At 35.3% G+C, this 22,922-nt stretch carries 19 protein-coding genes; all 19 read left to right on the top strand.

What is annotated here, in order from left to right; translation table 11 throughout:
- Positions 1-85: 85 nt before the first annotated feature.
- The 19 genes from MOQ65_RS04000 (at position 86) to MOQ65_RS03910 (ending at position 22,418) form a co-directional block, all read left to right on the top strand.
- A complete protein-coding gene (locus MOQ65_RS04000) occupies positions 86-2,065 on the top strand; it encodes an LTA synthase family protein (protein ID WP_257846734.1) in 1,980 nt (659 codons plus the stop codon).
- A gap of 95 nt (positions 2,066-2,160) precedes the next feature.
- Positions 2,161-2,916 carry a glycosyltransferase family 2 protein gene (locus MOQ65_RS03995; RefSeq protein ID WP_257846733.1) on the top strand — a complete coding sequence of 252 codons (756 nt, stop codon included), beginning with the start codon at positions 2,161-2,163 and terminating at the stop codon, positions 2,914-2,916.
- A gap of 66 nt (positions 2,917-2,982) precedes the next feature.
- Positions 2,983-4,998: an LTA synthase family protein gene (locus MOQ65_RS03990; protein ID WP_257846732.1), complete on the top strand. Its 2,016-nt coding sequence runs from the start codon at positions 2,983-2,985 to the stop codon at positions 4,996-4,998.
- A gap of 106 nt (positions 4,999-5,104) precedes the next feature.
- A complete protein-coding gene (locus MOQ65_RS03985) occupies positions 5,105-6,190 on the top strand; it encodes a glycosyltransferase family 4 protein (RefSeq protein WP_257846731.1) in 1,086 nt (361 codons plus the stop codon).
- Positions 6,191-6,230: 40 nt separating this feature from the next.
- Positions 6,231-7,175 (top strand): VirK/YbjX family protein, encoded by a 945-nt coding sequence (locus tag MOQ65_RS03980; protein ID WP_257846730.1) that lies wholly within the window; start codon positions 6,231-6,233, stop codon positions 7,173-7,175.
- A gap of 68 nt (positions 7,176-7,243) precedes the next feature.
- The gene (locus MOQ65_RS03975) at positions 7,244-8,443 is read left to right on the top strand and encodes an O-antigen ligase family protein (RefSeq protein ID WP_257846729.1); all 1,200 of its coding nucleotides are present in this window, start codon (positions 7,244-7,246) and stop codon (positions 8,441-8,443) included.
- 266 nt (positions 8,444-8,709) lie between these two features.
- A complete protein-coding gene (wbaP, locus tag MOQ65_RS03970) occupies positions 8,710-10,146 on the top strand; it encodes an undecaprenyl-phosphate galactose phosphotransferase WbaP (RefSeq protein ID WP_257846728.1) in 1,437 nt (478 codons plus the stop codon).
- Positions 10,147-10,180: 34 nt separating this feature from the next.
- Entirely contained in the window at positions 10,181-11,128 is a 948-nt protein-coding gene (locus MOQ65_RS03965) for an acyltransferase family protein (protein ID WP_257846727.1), read from the top strand.
- Between the two features lie 10 nt (positions 11,129-11,138).
- Positions 11,139-12,242: a UDP-galactopyranose mutase gene (gene glf / locus MOQ65_RS03960; protein WP_257846726.1), complete on the top strand. Its 1,104-nt coding sequence runs from the start codon at positions 11,139-11,141 to the stop codon at positions 12,240-12,242.
- Between the two features lie 58 nt (positions 12,243-12,300).
- Entirely contained in the window at positions 12,301-13,059 is a 759-nt protein-coding gene (locus tag MOQ65_RS03955; protein ID WP_257846725.1) for a DUF4422 domain-containing protein, read from the top strand.
- A gap of 33 nt (positions 13,060-13,092) precedes the next feature.
- Positions 13,093-13,944, top strand: coding sequence for a LicD family protein (locus MOQ65_RS03950; protein WP_257846724.1), 852 nt, complete (start codon positions 13,093-13,095; stop codon positions 13,942-13,944).
- A gap of 17 nt (positions 13,945-13,961) precedes the next feature.
- Positions 13,962-15,038, top strand: a complete 1,077-nt coding sequence (locus MOQ65_RS03945; protein ID WP_257846723.1) for a pyridoxal-phosphate-dependent aminotransferase family protein — start codon at positions 13,962-13,964, stop codon at positions 15,036-15,038.
- A gap of 1 nt (position 15,039) precedes the next feature.
- Positions 15,040-16,374, top strand: a complete 1,335-nt coding sequence (locus tag MOQ65_RS03940) for an adenylyltransferase/cytidyltransferase family protein (RefSeq protein WP_257846722.1) — start codon at positions 15,040-15,042, stop codon at positions 16,372-16,374.
- A gap of 11 nt (positions 16,375-16,385) precedes the next feature.
- Positions 16,386-17,207, top strand: a complete 822-nt coding sequence (locus MOQ65_RS03935; RefSeq protein WP_257846721.1) for a LicD family protein — start codon at positions 16,386-16,388, stop codon at positions 17,205-17,207.
- Positions 17,208-17,211: 4 nt separating this feature from the next.
- Positions 17,212-18,165 carry a glycosyltransferase family 2 protein gene (locus MOQ65_RS03930; RefSeq protein WP_257846720.1) on the top strand — a complete coding sequence of 318 codons (954 nt, stop codon included), beginning with the start codon at positions 17,212-17,214 and terminating at the stop codon, positions 18,163-18,165.
- 161 nt (positions 18,166-18,326) lie between these two features.
- The gene (locus tag MOQ65_RS03925) at positions 18,327-19,571 is read left to right on the top strand and encodes a flippase (RefSeq protein ID WP_257846719.1); all 1,245 of its coding nucleotides are present in this window, start codon (positions 18,327-18,329) and stop codon (positions 19,569-19,571) included.
- 39 nt (positions 19,572-19,610) lie between these two features.
- Positions 19,611-21,170 (top strand): O-antigen ligase family protein, encoded by a 1,560-nt coding sequence (locus MOQ65_RS03920; protein ID WP_257846718.1) that lies wholly within the window; start codon positions 19,611-19,613, stop codon positions 21,168-21,170.
- A 202-nt stretch (positions 21,171-21,372) separates the two neighbouring features.
- On the top strand, positions 21,373-21,783 hold the full coding sequence (locus MOQ65_RS03915; protein ID WP_024063950.1) for a hypothetical protein: 411 nt from the start codon (positions 21,373-21,375) through the stop codon (positions 21,781-21,783).
- A 308-nt stretch (positions 21,784-22,091) separates the two neighbouring features.
- Positions 22,092-22,418, top strand: a complete 327-nt coding sequence (locus MOQ65_RS03910; RefSeq protein ID WP_119207382.1) for a Tat pathway signal protein — start codon at positions 22,092-22,094, stop codon at positions 22,416-22,418.
- Positions 22,419-22,922 lie beyond the last annotated feature (504 nt).

Raw genomic sequence — 22,922 nt, 5'->3', positions numbered from 1 at the left:
AAGGGGCCTAAATGTAAGAAATATCCAACATAATTATAGTTAGGTAATATAGAGTAGTTACGTTATATGAGAATAGTAGGGGTTAATGATGAACCGATGGCAACGATTATTTGAAGGCATAAAGACAGAGATTAAGGTGTTTATCTTTTTCTCTGCTTTGTTGACTGCATTTAGAATCGTGTTTCTTGCAGTATTTCAATCACAGCTAGCATCTGTGACGATGGAGAATATCCTTACCTCCTTATGGCTAGGCTTTAGATTGAGTCTCAAGACAGTCGGTTCTTTGTGTTTACTAGGCTTTTTAGGAGGCACATTGGTACATACCTTTGTACCTAAATGGCCGTCCTTACGCATTAAACAGGTTGTGTATTCCATAGCGACTGTACTGTTGACCTTCCTATTCTTAGGCCGCATTCCGTTCTACAAAATATTCAATTCCTCTTATAATGCGATGCTCATTAATGGTAAAAACGATGATATCAGCGCCATTATCAATACAGCCATCAATGAATATAATGCGTTGATGTATATCGTTGGAGCCGTTGTGTTGAGCGCAGCTCTTTGTTATTTCCTCGTTAAATTCTTGGCGTGGGGTACAAAGAAATATAGTGATTACGCTGATACTCAATTAGTTTGTCCTACTTGGTATCCTAAGACTAAGAAAACGCAATGGATCACAGGTATTGGATTGACTGTAGCTATCGGTGTATTAGGTCTGTTCTTTAGATTTGGTGGTGCTTTTAACTATACGAATTCCATCAACTGGGAAAGTGCAGCACGCCTCAGTTCTAATCTATTAAACGAAACCATCCTCGACGATGTGCAGGCTCTTTATCGTGTTAAAAGTATTGCAAAGCGCGCGGATGAGTTAGAGGTTATCAACTTAACCCCTCAAGAATTGAGTGAGAAAATCAGTGCCATCGGTGGAACATTTAATGGTAAGGATTTTGATGGTTCTTTCACAAGAACTATTACGACAGAGCGTTTAGCGGAGCAACCACAGTCCATCAATATCGTTCTCGGTGAATCCTATGGTTTGTGGCCATTCCTCAGTGAATACAACGAACCTGGTGCGTACCTCGTTGAACAAGGCCGTAAATATGCTGCCAGTCCTCAAGCGATGAGCACGCAGCTAGCCCTTGCTCAAGGTACAGGCACTATGCCGGCTATCAATGGTTTGCTCACTGGTATGCCAGATACAGGTCTATATCCTAACTATGAAGGTGAAAGTTTCAAACAACCGTATGGTTTAGGCATTGGCTCTGTTATGAAAAAGCTAGGCTATAAAACTGTATTCTGGTACGGCGGCTTTAGTACATGGCAAAACGTGAAGAACTTCACCTTGTCTCAAGGTTTTGACGAATTCCACGATGCGTCTGAAATGCCTAGCGAAGACGGCAATGCGTGGGGCGTAGGTGATAAAGATTTATTTAAAGCGATTTCTGCGTATATGGATCAACATAGAGGGGAAAAAATCCTCAATGTCATCATGACCACCTCTAATCATCCGCCGTATAGCATCAATGTAGCCAAGGAAGGGTATGATGTGAATAAGGTAAAAGGCCATTTGCCTGATACAATTGCAGAAACAGATAAGCAATTGAATGAAATGGGTCATATTTGGTATGCGGACCATGTGATGGGCGAGTTCATCGCTAGTGAAGAAAAAGCAGATCCTTCTGCACTCTTTGTTATCACTGGTGACCATAGTGAACGATTTACCTTTGCTCGTGAAGTAGGTCCTAATGTGGCGTCTACGATTCCAATTATCTTCTACGGTCGTGGTATTCATAAAGACTGGCTCGCTCCAAACGCTTTTGGCATGAGCATTCAAATCATTCCAACCTTGGCAGAACTAGCAGGGCGACCTGGTCAAACCTATGAAGCCATGGTGCCAAGCTTGTTTAAACAAGAGGAATTTGTCTTTAACCATAGACTATATCTAGATAACAGTGGAAAACTTATGGAACAAGGCACAAATATGCCTCAAGCCTATGGGGATGTGATTAAGAACATGCGCGAACTAGCGGCGTGGCGTATTAAGCACGGGGATAGTATTCAATAATTTTTGTATACGATACATATGGTAGATATCATATTTGTATCTACCATATTACCTACATAGTAAATTAAAGGGATTTGTAAGTTAAAGGATGATCTATGAGCACTGTGACGGCTATTATCTTAGCTCGCAACGAAGAAAAACATATTGTAGATTGTATTAAAAGTATTCAATTTGCTGATGAAATATTAGTTATTGATGATGGAAGTACAGATCAAACGGTACCTCTTGCTACTAACTTGGGGGCTAAAGTTATACCACATCATCTGAATGGAGATTGGTCACAACAACGGAGATTTGGTATATCTCAAGCACATAGTGAATGGATTCTATTTATAGATTCGGATGAGCGTGTATCTCCTCAATTAGCAAAATCAATCCAAGAATCTATTAAAGGAGAGCCAAAAGCTTATTGGCTACGAAGATATAATTTATTCCATCACAATCCAGCTACGCATGGCGTAGTAAGACCTGATAAGGTTTTGAGATTAATGCCTCGTGAAGGGGCTACAGTGGAGGGGGCAGTCCATGAGACTTTTATTAGTCCTTATCCACAAGCTACATTAGAAGGCAAATTGTATCATTATACTTATGATAACTGGCATCAGTTCTTCGAAAAGTTTAATAAATATACTACAGCAGCGGCCAACAAGTACAAGGAACAAGGGAAATCTTGTAGTTTTTTAGGGGATATTATATTGCGTCCCACATGGGCATTTTTTAAGATATATATTTTGCAAGGTGGCATATTAGATGGAAAAATAGGTTTTCTATTATCTATCTACCATATGATGTACACTATGACGAAATATGTAAAATTATATTATTTAAACAAATCTAATGGGCAATTATAATCAGTAATTTAGTATAGTAGATTACTATGGGGAATTATTGTTCTTGACGTAGATATGGAAGTATGAATGAGTGAACAATTTTTTCTATCCCTACAACAAAATATAAAACTAATGCTTTGGGCTCCTATATTGAGCGCCATATTTCGAATCATATTCATGATTGTGTATAATCCTTACCCTACATGGAAGGGACGCTGGAAATCTGTATTAGGTTCATTGCGTTACGGCTTTTGGTGGGGCATGGATTTTGATGCTTATGTATTCTTACTACCCTTAGTATTGGTGACGCTCCCTGCATTATTATTTGATGGGTATCATCAAATAGAAGATACTGTACGGTTAGTGGGATTAACCATTTATTCCTGTATACTTTACGCAGCTTTTGCAGGAAAAATGATTTTTTATAAGCATTTCCATGATACGTATAACTATATGGTTCATTATGGAAATCATGCAGAGAAACGTAATTTGATTGATGTATTCTTTAATCAAGATCGAGGAATTCTCGTCATTTTAGGATTGATTCCTATTACGTTTATATCCTGGTACATGGGAGATTTCTTCTTATCCTTGCCATCTATACCTTATCCAACTATTGAAGGAACTTGGCCTACTGTAGCTTGGAATATAGGTCTTGTGGCTGCCTCCGTTTTGGGGTTTTATTGGTTCCGCTATGGTGGAACCTTATCTCACGATGATAAACCAGAATGGGATACGATTCCTACAGTGGTAAAAGAGGATATATTCTTTGCTCGTGCTACAGTGCCAGATCTATGTGCCTTAGAAACGGTGCTAAAACATCCACTTCGTGATGAATATACCGCATCTGCTGAGGACATTGATGACGCGATTCATCGTATTGTTCCTAAGGAATATAAAGATCAGGATTTGAATACACCGCTTCATGCGTTTAAGCGCGTTGCATCAGGTCCTCGTATTGATAAACCACAACATATATTCTTTATTGTTGGTGAAAGTATCCCACAATGGTCTCTTGATGAACCTTATAAGGAACTTAATATATGTCCTGGTTTATGGGATTTTAAAGATAATCCACATACGGCGCAAGTACCTAATTTCTTGCCTGCCGGTAATGTATCTCGTCCATCCATTGTGAGTCTCTTATCTGGTGTCTATGATGCGGGTATGGAAATCAATGAACGGGAAGCCTTCTGGCATGAACCATTGCCGACTTCTTTGGCATCTCAAATGAAGCGTTTAGGTTATGATACGATTTATTGGTATGGTGGCAATGCATCGTATGGTAACTTTAATCACTTTGGCAAGGCTCAAGGATTTGACCGCGTAGAAAGTGCTTCTGTTTTTTGTGGTCCTGATGCACCTAAGACTTGGGTAGGTGTTTATGACCATGTATTTTTAGAACATATAGAACAGGAAATCAAATCTTTAGAACATCCTACATTCCATTTTATTTACACAACATCCAATCATGGTCCTTATAAAATGGAGGATTCCTTATTAGATTATGATCCTGAACAGGTGATGCCAAACCTTGGAGATGATTTAAAATTCAACAAGAAACGCAATAAGGAATTGGCTACCTATCGCTATAGTGATAAGGCGATTTTTAACTTTGTTAATGCTATGAAAGAGGCATTTCCTGATAGTTTATTCGTTGTTACCGGTGACCACTCTAATCTATTTGGCTCTTTGAATAATACATCCTTAATTCAACGAGACTATACGTTGCGCGATACATTCTGTACGGTAGGGCTGTTACAACATCCTGCTTTCACAAAGGATATGATTACGGCGCCAATTGGCACGCATATGAGCCTCATGCCTACCATTATTGAAGCCATTGCACCAAAGGGTTTCGAATATTACTCCATCGTACCGTCCTTGTTTGATGAACAGCCAGATACATTAGTTACACCGTATCAATGGATTACGCCTCATATGATGGGCGATGTTCGTATGGATTATGGTGAAAGTAATATACCGTCCTATAAACCGGTTGAGCCAATTCGCCCTATTAATAATCATGGGGACGATGCGCGAGATTGGACAATGTTGACCATGTGGCTCATTAACCATGAGGACAGCATGAATAAGTCGTAGTATAATTAAATGATAATAGTCTATTGATGTATATGTAATCAGTATTTCGTATACATCAATAGATGTTACTATATGTGTATTGATATGTGTATGATAGGAGGAATCTATGTCTATAATCAATATTGTAGGCGCCAAAATTTGGGGTGGCGGTGAACAATATGTATATGATATTTGTAAGCAATTACAACAACGACATAGGACTGCGTACATCTTAGTGGACCAATCGAATGAAGATATGCAATCTCGGTATGCCCAAGTGGGTCATGTGATGACGGCCAATCTTTATACCTTGAAGGGTTTTCTATCTGTTAATGCAGTGGCTAAGCAGGTAAAAGCACAAGGGATTGATACGATTGTATGCCACTCTGGTAAATATATCTTATTCTGTATTGCTCTTAAGCAGCTAACAGGTGCTAAATTGGTGTTTATTAAACATAATCTTGTACCTGGTAAAACAGATATGTATCATAGATGGATCAATGCACAAGTGGATGCCTTTGTTTGTGTGTCTAAACTCGTTTATGATGATCTTATGACACCTGTTATAAAGGATACTAGCAAATACCATGTTGTATATAATGGTATCGACCCGAATCGATTCCAGTCCTTTTCAGATGCAGTTCCCATGAAATATAAGGTTAGAACCTTTGGCTATAGTGCGCGTATTACAGAACGAAAAGGTTTGTATCTGATTTTAAGCGCTCTTGAACAGATTCATCAAAACAATCCAGATGTTCGATTGATTATATCTGGGGCTGGTACAGAGGATCAAATTAAGAAATTAAAAGATTATATACATGCTCATCAAATGCATTCTTACGTTGAATTTATAGGTTTTACACGAGATATTGAAGGTTTATATAGATCCATAGATTGCTTACTATTGCCAACGATAACGCGTGAAGCCTTTGGTCTCGTTATTTGTGAGGCTATGTATTGCGGTGTACCAGTCATTACAAGTGGCTCTGGGGCTCAGCGAGAAATCATAGACGATGGTGAATCTGGATTTATTGTAGATCCTTTGAACGAACACAGCTTACAACAAGCTATGGAACATGTGATGAGTGATGCTGTAGACTTGCCAAATATCATCACAAAGGCACGACAAGTTGTGGAACAGCGATTCATTGTTAATCGTGTGGCAGATGAATTAGTTACGATTATAGATAATTTACACTCCACTGATAAGTAATGATAAGGTTTGGTAGTTTTTTAGTGGATAGGAGTTTGAGATGGGATATTTAGAAACACAATGGCAGCGAGGTCGTAAGATTTACGGCAAACGTAGTTGGAGGGAAACACGACGCACTTTCCTTCATACAATGCGCTCTATCCGCAATAAACGAGAAATAGAGGCACTAGAGAGCTATTTTGCAAGCTATACGCCAGATCCAACATTATTAGACCGTCAAGTTGGTCTATTTGAGTTAATGACGCGATATTTCTTGTTTAAAAGCTCAACACCACAGGAACGATTAGAGGCTATTATTAATCATTTTGATTATTTGAAAGATGTATTTACAGATGAAGCCATTCGCGAAATGTACTCTGTAGATCCAGATAATATTTATGACGATGTAAGTCGTATGAATCGTGGTTTTATCGTATGGGAATCAGAAGACCTTGATATGGTGGCCCGTTTATATTATGGACCGGGTCAACGAAAAGAAGGTTTTTTAACCTTGTTGTTAACCTTGGGTAAACAAGGCGTATACCATGCTAACTTCCGCCTTGGTAAAGGTTTTAATGGGGAACCCGCTATGTGGATTGGCACGATTCAAGGATATAAAGATGGCCTTGATAATGCTAAAACAGTTACTAAAAAGATGTTTGGGTATCGACCAAAAAACTTTATTATGTTCCTATTACGCCATATTGCGGTCCTTTGTAAGGTCGAATCCATTTATGCCGTATCTGATGAAGGCTTCTATGCAAATACCCATTTAGTTCGCGGTCATCGCGCTAAGGTAGCTGAGCTAGATCCATTGTGGGAGGAATCTGGTGGTGTTGTATGTAGTGATGACCGTTTCTTCAACATTCCATTAGAGGAATATCGTAAACCTATTGAAGAAATTAAATCACAAAAACGTAGCCAATACAGAAAACGCTATGAATTACTCGATCAATATGAGCAAGAGATTCAAGAGCATCTGAAACCATTGTTACGTGTAAAATAGATATCTATAAAATAGATGTTAATATGATGAAAATTAGATTGTAACTATGTAGGTGAAAAGGGGTTAGTATGCAATCTTGGATAATTAAGCATTCTGAAATGGTGCTGACCGTACTCATTTCACTGATGATATGTACGACGCGGTCATCTATGGCACTAGGAAATTTAATATATAGCCTTATTATATTGATGACCTTAGTAACTTGTTGGTATAGACGACATGAAATCTCTGTACCACAGTCCATACGCCAATATGGATGGGCCTATGTAGGCATGTTACTATGCGTATTGCCGTCCGCATTAATCAGCAATGATATAGCGGTGACTACTAAATATTTCTTTAATATTTGGGTTTGGAAGGTATTAGTTATCGTACCAATTCTGTTATTTATTAAAAGTTCTCCCAAATTATACGCCATATTATCAGTATTTTTTGTGTATATGGGCATCGATGCTATATCGGCCTTTGCACAATATTTACTGGGCTATAATTTAGGACCAGGAGGTCGTGCAGGTGGTGTTATACACGGCTCTATGATGGGACTTGCCATGTTGTTAACATTGGCTTTTCCATTAGCATTAATTGCTGCCTATGATAAGAGATTTCCATCGTATGTAAGAAAATCTGCTGTATTTTCTTTGTTTGGCATGCTATTAGGCATGTGGGGGAACCAAAGCCGTGGTTCCTGGTTATTTAATGGCATTAATGGTGCGCTCATTACATTGCGTTATTGCTTTGTAAATATTCGCTATGTATTAGTACTACTTGTAGCTGTTGTAGGTATAGGATATACATTTAGTAGCAATCAAGCCTATGTAGCTCGTTTTGAAAGTACTTTTAATATAAGCACAGATGGTTCAAATTTGGGCCGTATCTATGTATGGGAAGCAGATAAGCAAATGATTATGGATCATCCTGTAACAGGTGTTGGTCCTGGATTATGGCAAAAAACATATCGAGAGCACTATAAATTAAAACAAGAAAATCAAGATTTGGGGCATTCTCATAATAATCTATTGCAAATAGCCTCTGAATCTGGTCTATTAGGACTCGTTGGTTTCTTAGGGTTCTCAATTTTTATGTTCTGCAAATCGTTGAAACACTATGTGAAGACACGAAACCCTTATGATTTATCAATCCTTGTAGGTTTGATTAGTTACTTATTCCTATTTGGATCTATTGATTATACATGGGGAAATTCATCTGGGATTCGCATGTTTTGGATTGTTATGGGCATCATGATTCAATTGAAAGAAATTAAGAGTTAATTGAGAGTTAATTGAGAATTAGAGGATTATTTAGGAAATATTTACGCATTATTTAATTGATTTTTATGTCTGATTTAAATAGACTCAAAATCTCCAAAAAAACTGCATAAAAGATAGCTAAAATCTATGTTTTTTCATAGTTTTAAACTTTTGAATATGATACAATATATGTAAATATTGGTACATTGTATTCGTATGGGTTAGAGGTTGTTTTCTTAAAAATTGTATTGAGAAAACAACCTTTTTTTATAGTTTGGGGTATTAGTATGAATAGTTCTGGATATAATAATCACAACAAATTGCTTATTAGCAAAATCATAGTGCTTATAGCAGATTATGTTTCTATTGTGTTAGGCACATTAGCAGCTTATCATTTGCGTTTAAATTTGCCATTGTTACCGGTAGGTTCAAATTTTAAGGTAGATGAAATCTATGTATATGGCGTTATACCTTTCGTATTTTTAGCCATATTATTGCTCAATAATGCCTATTCTGTAGTATCTCCTTATTGGGATACGATGAAGAACTTATTCCGCAGCATCACTATTGGCGTCGTTGTATCCATTGTACTCATGTACACAGGGCATGTAATCAACGATGTATCTCGACTCTTTGTTATCTTTGCTTATCTATTTATGCTGCTCTTTATCTTTAGTAGTCGTTTTATTGTAGGTAAGATTCTTTCAAAGGCTGGATATTTAAATATACCAGTCCTTCTCGTTGGGGCAGGTAAAACAGCAGAGCTCGTAAAGAAATCCTTAGATCGCATGCCAATTGCTACCTATAAGATTATTGGTTATGTAGATGATAATCCTAAATCCTCTACCATTGCTAAAGAATATCCATGTCTTGGAGCCTTTTCCGATGTGGAACGAGTTATTAAGGATACAGGTGTACAAACAGTCCTTATATGTGCACCAGGGTTAGAGCCTAAAAAGTTAGTATCCTTGATTAATCAATTGCAATTATTAGTAAAGCGCGTTGCCTTTGTGCCTGAGTTGTTTGGTTTGCCTACAAGTAATATTACGGCTCGTGGCATGATGGAAGAGCAAGCCGTTGTATTGCGGGTACAAAATAACTTGGCTCGCAAGTCTAACCGTATTATGAAACGCATCTTTGATATTGTAGCTACTGTATGTGGTGGCATCTTGATTTTGCCAATTCTAGCTATCGTAGCTGTATTGATTTATCTAGATTCTCCAGGTCCTATCGTATTTGGTCACAAGCGTGTTGGCCAAGGTGGTAAAGAGTTCCCATGCTATAAATTCCGCTCCATGGTGCCAAATGCACAAGAGGCACTGGAGGTATATTTGAAAGAAAATCCTGCAGCTCGTGAAGAATGGGAACGAGATTTCAAATTGAAAGATGATCCTCGCGTTACAAGAATTGGTAAATTCCTTCGTAAAACGAGTCTTGATGAATTGCCACAATTGTGGAATGTTCTCGTTGGTGATATGAGCCTCGTAGGTCCACGTCCTATCGTGCGTGATGAAATCGTGAAATACGGTGATTATATTAACGACTTTTACCTTGTACCACCAGGGATTACCGGTGTATGGCAAGTGAGCGGTCGTAGCGATACTACCTATGAAGAACGGGTATTAATGGACTCTTGGTATGTTCATAACTGGTCTGTGTGGATCGATATTGTATATCTATTGAAAACTGTGTTGGCTGTCGTTAAATCGAAAGGGGCTTATTAGTCAGGGGATTATGAGGGATAGTAGTTTTGATATTATGAAGGGGATTGCAATTTTGCTTGTTGTTTTAGGGCATTCTGTTCCAGACCAAGCAAGTGCTAGTGGTATTGCTAGTTATCCTTTATATTTGATGCGGACTATAATTTATAGCTTCCATATGCCTGTATTTTTCTTTGTAGCTGGCTATTTTATGCATATACCTTTGAAAGAGGGCTTCCAAAAATTCGTAAAAGATAAAAGTATACGGTTAATGGTTCCTTATTTCACTATTGGTTTATTGTATTTTCCCTTCAAATTAGCTTTATCAAAATTTGCAAATCAGCAGATATATCCGCAAGATATATGGAAAATATTTATAGGCATTAATCCTGATGGAGAGCTATGGTTCTTATATTGCTTGTTCTTTATATCAATCATTATTGCCATATTGGTTAAGCGTGTAAATTTAGGTTTACTAATTGGATCTTTCCTTATTGGAATGCTATCTGATGTATTAAATATCTTTTCTGTATCTATGGTATCGGAGATATTGTACTTCCAATTCTTCTTTATCTTGGGATTATATATAAAGAAATATATGCTATTGGATTATATGAAATCCGCAGGAGTAGCCCTTACATCTCTTGTGATTTTTAGTGTAGGTAATTATGCATTACTATATGGTATTAATGTACTTAAAATACTTACTCTTGTAACAGCAGTTTCGGGCATTACTATTACATACTATATAGCTAACCAAATCTCATCTAGAATCGGATTATATAAAACACTTTTGATCTTTTTAGGTACTGTCTCCATGGATGTTTATATCTTTAGTGATATTGTTAAAATTCCATTCAGAATTGTACTTTGGTCTAAATTAGGATTGTACTATGAAGCTTTTATTGTGTGCTTCTTAGCATCTACAATTCTATCTATCTTGATAGGTTATATTTTAAGAAAAAATCGTTATTCGCGATTGCTATGTCTTGGAATGAAAAAATAAGGATATACATATGAAAAAACAATTTGATTATTTAGTAGTTGGGGCAGGCCCATTTGGTGCTGTATTTGCCCATGAGGCGCATAAGCGTGGTAAATCTGTACTTGTTATCGATCGTCGTAATCACATTGCAGGTAATCTCTATTGTGAAAGCAAGGACGACATCAACATTCATGTCTATGGTGCTCATATTTTCCATACATCCTTGAAGCATGTGTGGGATTATGTCAATCAATTTGCTGAGTTCAATCACTATGTAAATAGCCCTGTAGCAAACTATAAAGGTGAAATGTACAATTTACCGTTTAATATGAATACCTTCTCTAAAATGTGGAATATTCGAACTCCAAAAGAGGCACAGGATATCATTACAAAACAACGGGCTGCTATTACAAGTGAACCAAAGAACTTAGAAGAGCAAGCTATTAGTCTTGTAGGTACAGACATTTACGAAAAACTCATCAAAGGGTATACGGAAAAACAATGGGGCCGCAAATGTACTGAATTGCCAGCTTTCATTATTAAACGCTTACCAGTTCGTTATACATACGATAACAACTACTTTAATGACCGTTTCCAAGGCATTCCTATGGGTGGTTATACAAAGATGATTGAACGCATGTTAGAAGGAATCGAAGTCCGTTTAGGCGTAGACTTCCTCAAACATCGCGAAGAATATGAAGCCTTGGCAGATAAGATTATCTATACAGGTCCTATTGATGAATACTTTGGTTATTCTGAAGGTGTTTTAGAATATCGTGGTCTTCACTTTGAAACAGAACGTCTTGAAGAGGAAAATCATCAAGGCGTTGCCGTTGTGAACTATACAGAAGGCGATATTCCGTATACTCGTATCATCGAGCATAAACACTTTGAATTTGGTACACAACCTGTTACATATTTAACTAAAGAATATCCAAAAGACTGGAAAATCGGCGAAGAAGCCTATTATCCAGTGAACGATGTAAAGAATTTAGACCTTTACGCAAAATATGTTAAAAAGGCTGAAACGATTTCCAATGTTATCTTTGGTGGTCGTTTAGGGGAATATAAATATTACGATATGGATAAGGTTATTGCTAGTGCCTTGGCATTAGTAGAAAAGGAATTAGCATAAGCTCTATTTCCGACGTAAATATAGATTTGAGAATCAACACTCATGTAGGAGAGTACTAGTGAATATTAAGATTTTAGTAGCTACACATAAGCAATATTGGATGCCAGAGGACTCCGTATACATGCCAATCCATGTAGGTAGAGAGGGCAAGGCTGATATTGGTTATACTGGCGATCATACAGGGGATAATATTTCCTCAAAAAATGCAAATTACTGCGAATTAACAGGCCTTTATTGGGCTTGGAAAAACCTTGATGCGGACTATATCGGTCTTGTTCATTACAGACGATACTTTACACGCAAAGAGGTACGTTCCGTAGAGGACAAAAAGAATCAAATTCTTACAGGTCCAGAATGGGAAAAACTACTTTCAGAGTATCCTGTTGTGGTAGCAGATAAGCGTAAATATTATATTGAATCTAACCGTTCTCACTATAATAATGCGCATCATAGCGATGGCCTTGATGCGGCAGAGCAAATCATCGCTGAGAAATATCCTGAATATAGCGCAGCTTTCACAAAGGTTTGTAATCGCACTTGGGCGCATATGTTCAATATGTTCGTCATGCGACGCGACCTATTTGATCAATACTGCGAGTGGATGTTCTCCATCTTGGAAGAGATTGAACATCGCGTCGATATTTCCGATTATGATACATACGAAGCGCGCATCTATGGTTTCGTAAGCGAAATCTTGCTCGACGTATGGCTTGAGGCCAATAACATTAACTATAAAGAACAAAATGTATCCTTTATGGAGCCACAAAACTGGATTAAAAAAGGTGGATTATTCTTGAAAAGAAAATTCTTTAAATAATAGACCTATTTGTATTATGGAGGAATTTTTTTGATGAGAGAAATTGGATTTTCGGAGATTAAGAGTGTCGCTTTAGATATTTTAAAAGATGTGGCACATTTTTGTGATACACATGATATTCGATATGTATTAGCGTATGGAACAATGTTGGGAGCCGTTAGACATAAAGGTTTTATTCCATGGGATGATGATATTGATATCATGATGCTACGGGATGATTATAATCGCTTTATTAAGACATATAATGAGCATAACTCAAGATATCAAGTGTTTTCTATTGAAAATGATGATACTTATACCTATACAATGGCTAAGGTATTCGATCAAGAAACGGTTATGATTGATAATACATTATGGCGTAATTTTGATAAAGCAGGTGTATTTATAGATATTTTCCCAATTGATGGGTTACCGGATGAAACACAGGCACAACAAAAAATATTTAGACATCAACAATTTTTAAACTTGTTATTTCATGGGTCTTCTATGAAGTTTACATTCAGTAATCGTTATGTAGACTCTAAAGGTAGCTTTGCAAAGTTAAAAGGTTATGTTCGTACATTCTTAAAATTTGGTGCTATTAGTTTAATGCATTTTTTACCAACTACAAGTTTAATCAAAAAGATTAATCAAGATGCCCAACAGTATCCATTTTCCAATTCGAAATACATAAGTGTTCTCGTCGATTGTGCGAGTGGTAATAAACGGGAAGTATACGAAAAAACTTTGTTTGATAATAGAAGTTTATATCCTTTTGAGGATACTGAGTTTTGGGGACTTACAGATAGCGATTTCTATTTAAGTCATTTGTACAATAATTATATGGAAGCACCACCTAAAGATCGACAGGTACCGCATCATAACTATAGAGTGTATTGGAAATAATAAGAGGGGATTATATTATGAAACTATTTACAGTAGGACCAACTCAAATGAGACAGGAAATTCTTGATGTAAGACATCAACAAGTTCCTTATTTTAGAACAACAGAATTTTCTGAAGTTATGTTAGATTCAGATAGACTGCTCAAAAAATTTATGAATGCACCAGAAAGCTATAAATCCATCTACTTAACAGCTTCTGGTACGGGTGCATTAGAAGCTACTATTATGAATTGTATGAATGAAACAGACCATGTGTTAGTTATTAATGGTGGTACTTTTGGTCAACGTTTCGTTGATTTATGTGAACTCCACGAGATACCTCATACTGTGATTAAATTAGACGAGGGTGAGGAGCTAACCGCAAAACACTTTGCTGCCGTAGAAGAACAATCATTTACATTTGTTATTGCTAATATTGATGAAACTTCGACCGCACAGTTATATGATATTAATTTATTAAGCAACTTTGCTAAAAAGAAAGAAGCATACTTGGTAATTGATGCGATTAGTTCGTTCTTAATTGATTATTATGATATGGCTGGTAATAATATTGATGTTACTATTTTGAGTTCCCAAAAAGGTCTTTGTATTGCACCAGGTATATCCCCTATTGTAATTAGTGATAGATTATATGAAGAACGTGTAAAAAATAATCATATTAAGAATCTTTACTTTGATTTCAACCAATATGTAAAAAACTTTACAAGAGGTCAAACACCATTCACACCTGCTGTTGGGGTATGTTTAGAAATGAATAAAGCATTACATCTGATTGAAGAGGAAGGTTTTGAAAATTATTTAGCTCGTATTGATAGTGTGGCGAAAGATTTCAGAAATAGAATTAAAGAATTACCAGTATCTCTTCCTACTTTCAGCATCAGTAATGCGGTTACTCCTATCCGTTTTGAACAACCAATTGCTAAAGAGGTATTTACAATCTTGAAGGATAAATATGATATTTTTGTAAATCCTACGGGTGGGGTTAATGAAGAATACGTTCTACGCGTTGCTCATATTGGAGATACAACCATTGAGGATAATAAAATGCTCGTAGAAACAATGAAATCAGTCATTAAAGAGATTACAGGTAAATAATATGGTAAAAGTGATAACATATGGAACATACGATTTGTTTCATGAGGGACATTACAATCTATTAAAGAATGCAAAAGCATTAGGTGATTACCTAATTGTTGGGGTTACGTCTGACTATTTTGATAAATCTAGAGGTAAATTTAATGTTCGTGATTCTTTAATGACGCGCATTGATAATGTGCGTGCTACAGGTTTCGCAGATGAAATTGTAGTAGAAGAATATTTTGGCCAAAAAATAGATGATATCAAACGATTTAATGTAGATATATTTACCGTTGGATCTGATTGGGAAGGCTATTTTGACTATTTAAATGAGTATTGCAAGGTAGTTTACTTACCAAGAACACAAGGTATTTCGAGTACGCAGATTAGAAATTCTGAGAATATTAGACTTGGTATCATTGGTAATGAAGTTATTTTAGATAGATTTTTGGATGAGTCTAAATTTGTTAGTGGCATTGATATTATTGGTGGGTACACAGAGGCAGAGTCGGTTGATACTATCTATAAATCACATCAATTTAATAATTTAGAACAATTTGGTTCATCTGAAGAATTGCTGGATAAAGTAGATGCAGTATATATTAATATGCCTTTATCCAAACGTGGTGCTTATATCGAAAAAGCACTACAAGCCAAAAAACATGTATTAACAGAATTCCCATTTAGTAGTGACCTTGATGAAACATTACGCTTAATGGACTTGGCGAAATCTTCCAACTTAGTATTGATGGAAGGCTTGAAAACAGCTTATAGTCCTGCATTTAATAAGTTAATTGCCATGGCTCGTAGTGGAAAAATTGGTAAAATCTTTAATGTAGAAGCTAATTTTACACAAGTTTTGGGGGAAGATTTGGCTAATCAAATTAGAATAGCTGGTGGTAGTATTTTATCCTTAGCATCCTATCCATTATTAGCTATCTTTAAACTCCTAGGATTTGATTATAATCGCGTTGATTTTATAAGTCATAAGGTTGATGATGTTGATATTTTATCAAAGATTAATTTTCTTTATGATGATGCTATGGCCTCCGCTACTGTGGCAATCAATGCTAAGGCAGAGGGAGATTTAGTTATATCTGGTTCTAAAGGATATATTTATGTACCAGCGCCTTGGTGGAAAACAGAATTCTTTGAATTGCGTTTTGAAGATGTGAACTTAAACCAAAAATACTTCTATAAGTTTGAAGGTGAAGGCTTACGATATGAAATCGTTGAGTTCTTAAAATGTATTAGAGAGGACTCTGAAAGCTTCTTGATGAGCCATCAAGATATGATTGAAGAGGTACGCGTCCTCAATAAGTTTGTATCTGATACCGATGTTACTGTAATTTAGTATGGGATTTGATGAGTATGCAACAATTATCTTTACGAGAAGTTCAGCTAGAAGAGTTAAATCTTCTCAAGGATTTTGACCAATTTTGCAAAAAATATAATTTAAAATATAGTTTATGTTATGGCACATTAATAGGTGCAGCTCGACATAAAGGGTTTATACCTTGGGATGATGATATTGATGTTTGCATGCCAAGACCTGATTATGAACGGTTATTAACGTTAAAAGAGCACTATGATCACGATGGATTAGAGCTAATTGCTAATCCTATTAATCATAGCTTGGATGCAACCTATGCGGCTATCATCAATAAAAATATCCCTTGTGAAAATATATATTCTAATACATTGCGTAGTAAGTATTTGTGGATAGATATTTTCCCTGTTGATGGATTTAGTGAAGATATGTCCATTATGAAAGAGATTTATGATAAATCGATTTTTTATCAAAAAATACTTACATTAGCTAGCGCTAAACTGTTTAAGGGGAAATCTCTTATTCATGCTTTAGGTAAATTAGTTATTGTTCCATTGTGCCGTTTATTTGGTAAACAACGTTGTATCGATATCATGGATCGTTTGGCTAAATCTTATGACTATACTAAATCAGAGTATGTTGGTGTAATTGCCTGGGGTGAAGGTGTAAAGGAACGATTGCCTAAACAGGATTTTGAGAAGATGACGACAATTGAGTTTGAAGACCAATTATTTTCTGTTATGTCCTGTTGGAGACAATATCTAGATAATATGTATGATGACTATATGCAGATGCCTCCTGAGAATCAACGCTGTGGACATAATATTGTTGCATATAAGATAGAGCGAAAGGATTAAGTATATGGAGCCGTTACTTTCTATTATTGTTCCCATTTATAATGTTGAACAGTATGTTGATAAATGTATTCAATCAATACTTAATCAAACTTATCAAAATTTAGAAATTATTTTAGTTGATGATGGGGCAACTGATCGCAGCGGTTCTATTGCAGATTCTTATGCGGCGAAAGATAAACGGATTAAGGTCTTTCATAAAGAAAATGGTGGGCTTTCCGATGCTCGTAATTATGGTTTAGATCATGTTACAGGAGACTATATTTTATTCGTTGATAGTGATGATTTTATAGAAAATACAATGTGTGAAAGATTGTTTGCTGTAGCGAATAGTACTAATGCTGATATAGTATCTTGTAATTATTATATCTATAGAGAAGATGATGATATCAGTATACATACTATGTCTGTTCAAGATGATACAAGAACTTTCACAGGCATGGATATGTTACGATATTATCTATTAAAAACGGAACCATTCGATCTCAATGTAGTATGGAATAAACTCTTTAAATCTGAGTTATTCAATGGGACAGTATTAGTTCGTTTTCCAAAGGGGAGAGTTCAAGAGGATAATTTTACTATTTTCAGGCTATTTTTGAATGCTAATACTATAGTAACAGTAAATGAACCTCTTTATTATTATGTACAACGCGCTGGTAGTATCATGGCTAATTTTAGTAGACGTTTTATGACAGATACCGTAGAGTCCCATATATATATGAATGATTATCTTATGGATCACTGTAGTAGTGTAAAGAACGAACTGCAATTGTATCTTTTAAATTCCTATGTGGAATTATCTCGTAGAGTTCATGTTAATAAATGTAAGACAGAGTACAATGATTTACTCACTCAATATAAGCACTATGTCTTAGATCATACGGCTGATACTAGCCATAACCCATTATGGAAGTGCAAACAAGATATAAAGAGGGTATTGGTTAAATTGTATTATTGAATATGAATCATAACCATATTTATACGGTTGTATGTAACATATGATTAAAACCTATAGAGATTATCTTTATATTTTTAATTGATAATACTATGGGATTTTCTCTAATTATGAAAGCATGGTTAGTAAGGTTTGATAGATATTAATGATAGAGGAAAAGTAATGTGAGGAAGAGTTACTCCGTATTAATAGAGAATATATTTTCTCTACTAACCCTACGCGCCTTAGAGTATGTACTCGCTTTTATTTTGGTACCATATTTAATTCGCGTATTAGGACCTTTGCATTTTGGAATGATTGCATTTATGCAAGGTATTATGGAATATTTCCGAATCTTTGTTGATTTTGGGTACTCCTTAACGGCTCCAAAGGCAATAGCACAGGCTGAAGAACAGAAGATAGGATCTCTATTTGCCAAATATTTTTATGGAAAAGTATGTATATTAATATTTGTTACGGCCGTATTTTTTGCTATTTATAATTTGCAACGCATATTCCTAGGGAACACGATTGATATATTATTGTTTCAAGTTATGTACTGTGGAATTATAGGCAATGTTTTATTTCCTATATGGTTTTTCCAGGGCATACAGAAGATGCGGTATATTACCATATTAAATATGAGTGGTCGTATCTGTACGATGCTCGGTATATTTTTACTTGTAAAATCTCCAGATGATTATATACTCGCTGCATTCTTACAAGCTTGCACGCCTTTAATTGCAGGTGTTTTTTCAATAGTCTGGTTAAGAAAACATTATACGGGATTGTTTAAATGGCCAACTATAGGTGAAATTATTAATTCTTATAAAGAAGGATGGTCTATATTCGTATCCTCCTTAGCGGTTAACTTATATACTGCAACTAATGTAGTGGTATTAGGTATGCTTACGAATAATGTTATCGTTGGTTACTATAGTGCTGCTGATAAATTAATTACATGTGTTCGTAGAGGTATATATGCTGTCAGTGACGCCATATATCCATTTATAAGTAAGATGATGAAGGATAATATTCCAAAAGGGTTACAGTTCATTAAAAAGCAATTGCTCTTATATCTAGTTGTAGGTCTTGTTGGTTGTACATCACTATTTTTCTTCTCGGATACTATAGTCAAGCTATTGTTCGGAGCGGATTATAATTTAACTGTTGACGTATTACGAATCTTGTCATTTGTTCCACTAGCGGTTGCTATTAGTACTGTATTTGGTGAAGAAACGATGCTACCACTCAATATGAATAGTGCATATAGCCGAACTCTAGTATTGGCAGCATTCTTTAGCTTGTTATCTATATTCCCATTGTGTTATTTGTGGGGGGCTAAAGGGGTAGCAATGACAATGTTATTAACAGAATTTTTAATTATGATTATTATGGGAGGCTTATTAAGGAAACAACTCTTCCAATAGGTTTAAATAGTTTGAGAGATTTGAGAGGTTTGTTTTAATATGATTAGTACAGCATATTATAAAATTCAAGAGTTATTGCTTTGTGCAATGATAATTTCATTACCACTGATGCGGATACCAGATCGGTATACTTTGTTTTCAATGGGCAATAATCTATCGATGATATTTCTGTTCTTTTCCCTTTTGTTATTCATTGTATATAGCCTATGGAACAAGAAGACAGAGTTTCCCTTTAAACCGTATTTTACAATATCTGTTGCTTGGATTGTTTTTTGTACCATTTTAGGGGTATTTTCTTTTCCTTTTTATGATACTGTTATTTACACGTATTTAATCAATACATCTGTTGTCCAAAAACTATATGCGCTATTTCCTTCGTTTGTAGGTAATGAATTTATTCTACAAGTAAAGTTAATGGTATCACTAGTTTGGTATCTGTTTAGAAACTTTATATTCCCCTTAATTGGGCTATTCTTAATCATTTTTAATCTATATAAAGATGATTGTAAAAAAGGTCTTGATACTATTGTTAATGCTGCAAGGATATTAACAATACTATGTATAGCTTACTCCATTATAGAGGTTTCTTGGCTATGGAGTGGTTCAGATTACTTGGCTAGTATATTAGTAACTATTAATAATAGCTTATATGATCCTGTTGTACAAAGTGGGTGGTGGCCTCCGGAATTATGGCCAGGTCAACTTAGAAGCCTTGCGTTAGAACCATCCTATTTTAGTATGATTGCGGTGTTTTTGGCACCATTATTAGGTATTCATTATGTAAATTCTAAGAATAAACTTGATATTATATTAGCATTTCTCTTAGTTGTCATGATTTTCTTAACTAAAGCGCGAACAGGTGTTGTTGTTTATCTATTCGAACTGGTTGCATTTATTGTATTAAGTCTAATATTTAGATATAAATCTTGGTGGAAACTATGTCTATTTACAATTGGACTTAGTGTTCTAAGTTATTCTTTTGCTATTGTTGGTGATTCTGTAGTAAGCCCTATAATTAAGGCTAGTATTTCTCAAACGAATACTACCAAGGAAGCACCTAAGGCTATATCCGTAGAAAAGGCTCTAGATAAGTATATTGATAGTAATGTTAAGTCAGTCAGCAATACTAGTTCTAGATCTAATTCAGCTAGATTTGGTAATACAGTAGCTATGTTTAACGTTGGTCTAGATCATCTAGCATTTGGTGTTGGTAGAGGATTGCACTCAAGCTATATGGTTGATAAATTCCCTGATTTTGCTAAAGATAGTGGAGAAGTCAAACGTTGGACAGAAGACGTATTACAAAAGGGCTTCCTAGCATTTGAATATCCAGTACTTAATGAATTCGCAGCTATATTGGCATGGTTTGGGTTAATAGGAGAAGTCTTATTTATTACTCCAATTTTATATATTTTATATAGAACATATAAGATTAAGAAGTATATTAATAACCCTATATTAGTCTACCTGTTAGTGGCATTTTTGGGGCAAATTGCATGCTTTATGAGTAATGAATTTTTATTAGCATATCCAATTCTTGTAGGGATTTTGGTTTGTTATATTAAATTTTATGAGCATAATGATATAACCAGAGAATAGGGGGTTATTCTAAATAAAGTAAAATATGTATATTATAACTAATGTTTAAAATATATCGAATATGTTTGATATATAGTTTATGGCTTTTCTATCTCATAATTAGTTATAATTTGTGTAGCAAAATATTATGGAATGAATATATTGGGAGTTTCATTCCTAGGGGATTACATTAGTTAATATATTTGTTTGGGAGATTTTAATTATGAAAAAATATGTACTTTCAGTTGATAAGAATAGGCCTATAGAGCTTGAAATTACAAATATTTTAGATGATAATAAAGCTATAGTGCGCGGTCGTCTTAATACATATCATTTGGATTATGATGTAGAGACAACTTCTGTTTTATTGAATTTTACGTTGGAAGACGATCGAGAAACTGTATATAGTATTAGATTAAAGGAAGATGATTCTTTATTAAAATGTTTAGATTGTACTCCTCAGGAGATATTCTTTAACATTGTTAATTTTCTTGGTGAAGTAATACATAAGGCTAAATCTATTGGACATACATTAGTTATGAAGTTAGATCATCAAACTTCTAGATTACTTGTAAAGGATTTAACAAAAATTGGTGATGAATATCGTACATTTAATGGAGAACTAGTATATTAAGATAATTCTTAATAACTATATAGTGGAATTAAAAGAAGGTATCAACGGCAGCTGATACCTTCTTTTATGTAGAAATCAAATTGATGGGATACTAAATTTAGATCAACCTATAATATCTTTATTAGATATACGAAGATAAGAAATAGGGATTGAATGTTCTCTTATATAACAAATCTGTTATGAAACGTATTGTATTGTATATTGAGCAGCCGATAGTAGTTGGCTCAGAAGTTGCCATTTTAATGCGAATTTCACCGTTTTTTGGTATAATAAACAAGTATTCCAACGATAAAACGGAGGTAATTCTAATGCGTAAGTTCTTATATATGTTAGCGGCTCTACTCGTGTTGATCGGGATTAATACACATGATGTAGAAGCTCGTACAGATGTGTATGCTACTACTTATAACGGCAATAGCTGGTACGTAGATCAAGACTCTGTGAAGAAAGTAGGGGATGTACTCAACTTTACAGTGTACACTACGTCTGGCCTTAGCTATAAGGTATCATCTAGCGATAGTAACTATTACAATGCAGATGTATTCTACTATAACAATAAACTCGTTTCAGACAATGGCCAATCCGTCTGGAAATCTCCAGGTATGATGGCAGCTATGCGTGTGGCACGTAGATAAAGGGTAAATAAAAAGGCAGCAATTTTATTGCTGCCTTTTAGTATGTATAAGTGTACTATAGTATCGTTTATCCGTATTTGACGATATATAAGATTAACCCTATAATATAAACAGATAGCCAAACGAGTAGATCCGTCGGGCTCATCTCAAAAGGGTAAATAATTGATGAAATGGCCTTTCAGTTATCCAGTTATTGGTAACGAAGGGCTATTTGTCTTTTCCAAGACAAATAAGCGCCACGAGTGCACCAAAGGCAATGATTACAGTCATTACCTCTAGGATTATCATGATTAACTCATAATCACTCATAGACAACCCTCCCTTCATAGACGAAGAGAGGCCCAACCTCGCTTAACTATCCTAAGTCAATTATATGGCGAACATATAGGCGAATCAATAAGAATCTATAAATAGAAATATACAAAAATATATATACGTATACGTTAGCAGTAACTATAGTTACTGCTTTTTTATTTGTGGTAATTTTCTAGTTATGTGGCAAAT

The organism is Veillonella faecalis, from assembly GCF_024677885.1.
In the GTDB taxonomy this organism is placed as follows: Bacteria; Bacillota; Negativicutes; order Veillonellales; family Veillonellaceae; genus Veillonella; species Veillonella nakazawae.
Note: the sequence above shows the minus strand (reverse complement) of the source record. Positions and strands in the feature narration are given on the sequence as shown.

Coding starts and splice junctions, on each gene's coding strand:
- MOQ65_RS04000 (WP_257846734.1), top strand. CDS start 86: ATGATGAACCGATGGCAACGATTATTTGAAGGCATAAAGACAGAGATT.
- MOQ65_RS03995 (WP_257846733.1), top strand. CDS start 2,161: ATGAGCACTGTGACGGCTATTATCTTAGCTCGCAACGAAGAAAAACAT.
- MOQ65_RS03990 (WP_257846732.1), top strand. CDS start 2,983: ATGAGTGAACAATTTTTTCTATCCCTACAACAAAATATAAAACTAATG.
- MOQ65_RS03985 (WP_257846731.1), top strand. CDS start 5,105: ATGTCTATAATCAATATTGTAGGCGCCAAAATTTGGGGTGGCGGTGAA.
- MOQ65_RS03980 (WP_257846730.1), top strand. CDS start 6,231: ATGGGATATTTAGAAACACAATGGCAGCGAGGTCGTAAGATTTACGGC.
- MOQ65_RS03975 (WP_257846729.1), top strand. CDS start 7,244: ATGCAATCTTGGATAATTAAGCATTCTGAAATGGTGCTGACCGTACTC.
- wbaP (WP_257846728.1), top strand. CDS start 8,710: ATGAATAGTTCTGGATATAATAATCACAACAAATTGCTTATTAGCAAA.
- MOQ65_RS03965 (WP_257846727.1), top strand. CDS start 10,181: ATGAAGGGGATTGCAATTTTGCTTGTTGTTTTAGGGCATTCTGTTCCA.
- glf (WP_257846726.1), top strand. CDS start 11,139: ATGAAAAAACAATTTGATTATTTAGTAGTTGGGGCAGGCCCATTTGGT.
- MOQ65_RS03950 (WP_257846724.1), top strand. CDS start 13,093: ATGAGAGAAATTGGATTTTCGGAGATTAAGAGTGTCGCTTTAGATATT.
- MOQ65_RS03945 (WP_257846723.1), top strand. CDS start 13,962: ATGAAACTATTTACAGTAGGACCAACTCAAATGAGACAGGAAATTCTT.
- MOQ65_RS03940 (WP_257846722.1), top strand. CDS start 15,040: ATGGTAAAAGTGATAACATATGGAACATACGATTTGTTTCATGAGGGA.
- MOQ65_RS03935 (WP_257846721.1), top strand. CDS start 16,386: ATGAGTATGCAACAATTATCTTTACGAGAAGTTCAGCTAGAAGAGTTA.
- MOQ65_RS03930 (WP_257846720.1), top strand. CDS start 17,212: ATGGAGCCGTTACTTTCTATTATTGTTCCCATTTATAATGTTGAACAG.
- MOQ65_RS03920 (WP_257846718.1), top strand. CDS start 19,611: ATGATTAGTACAGCATATTATAAAATTCAAGAGTTATTGCTTTGTGCA.
- MOQ65_RS03915 (WP_024063950.1), top strand. CDS start 21,373: ATGAAAAAATATGTACTTTCAGTTGATAAGAATAGGCCTATAGAGCTT.
- MOQ65_RS03910 (WP_119207382.1), top strand. CDS start 22,092: ATGCGTAAGTTCTTATATATGTTAGCGGCTCTACTCGTGTTGATCGGG.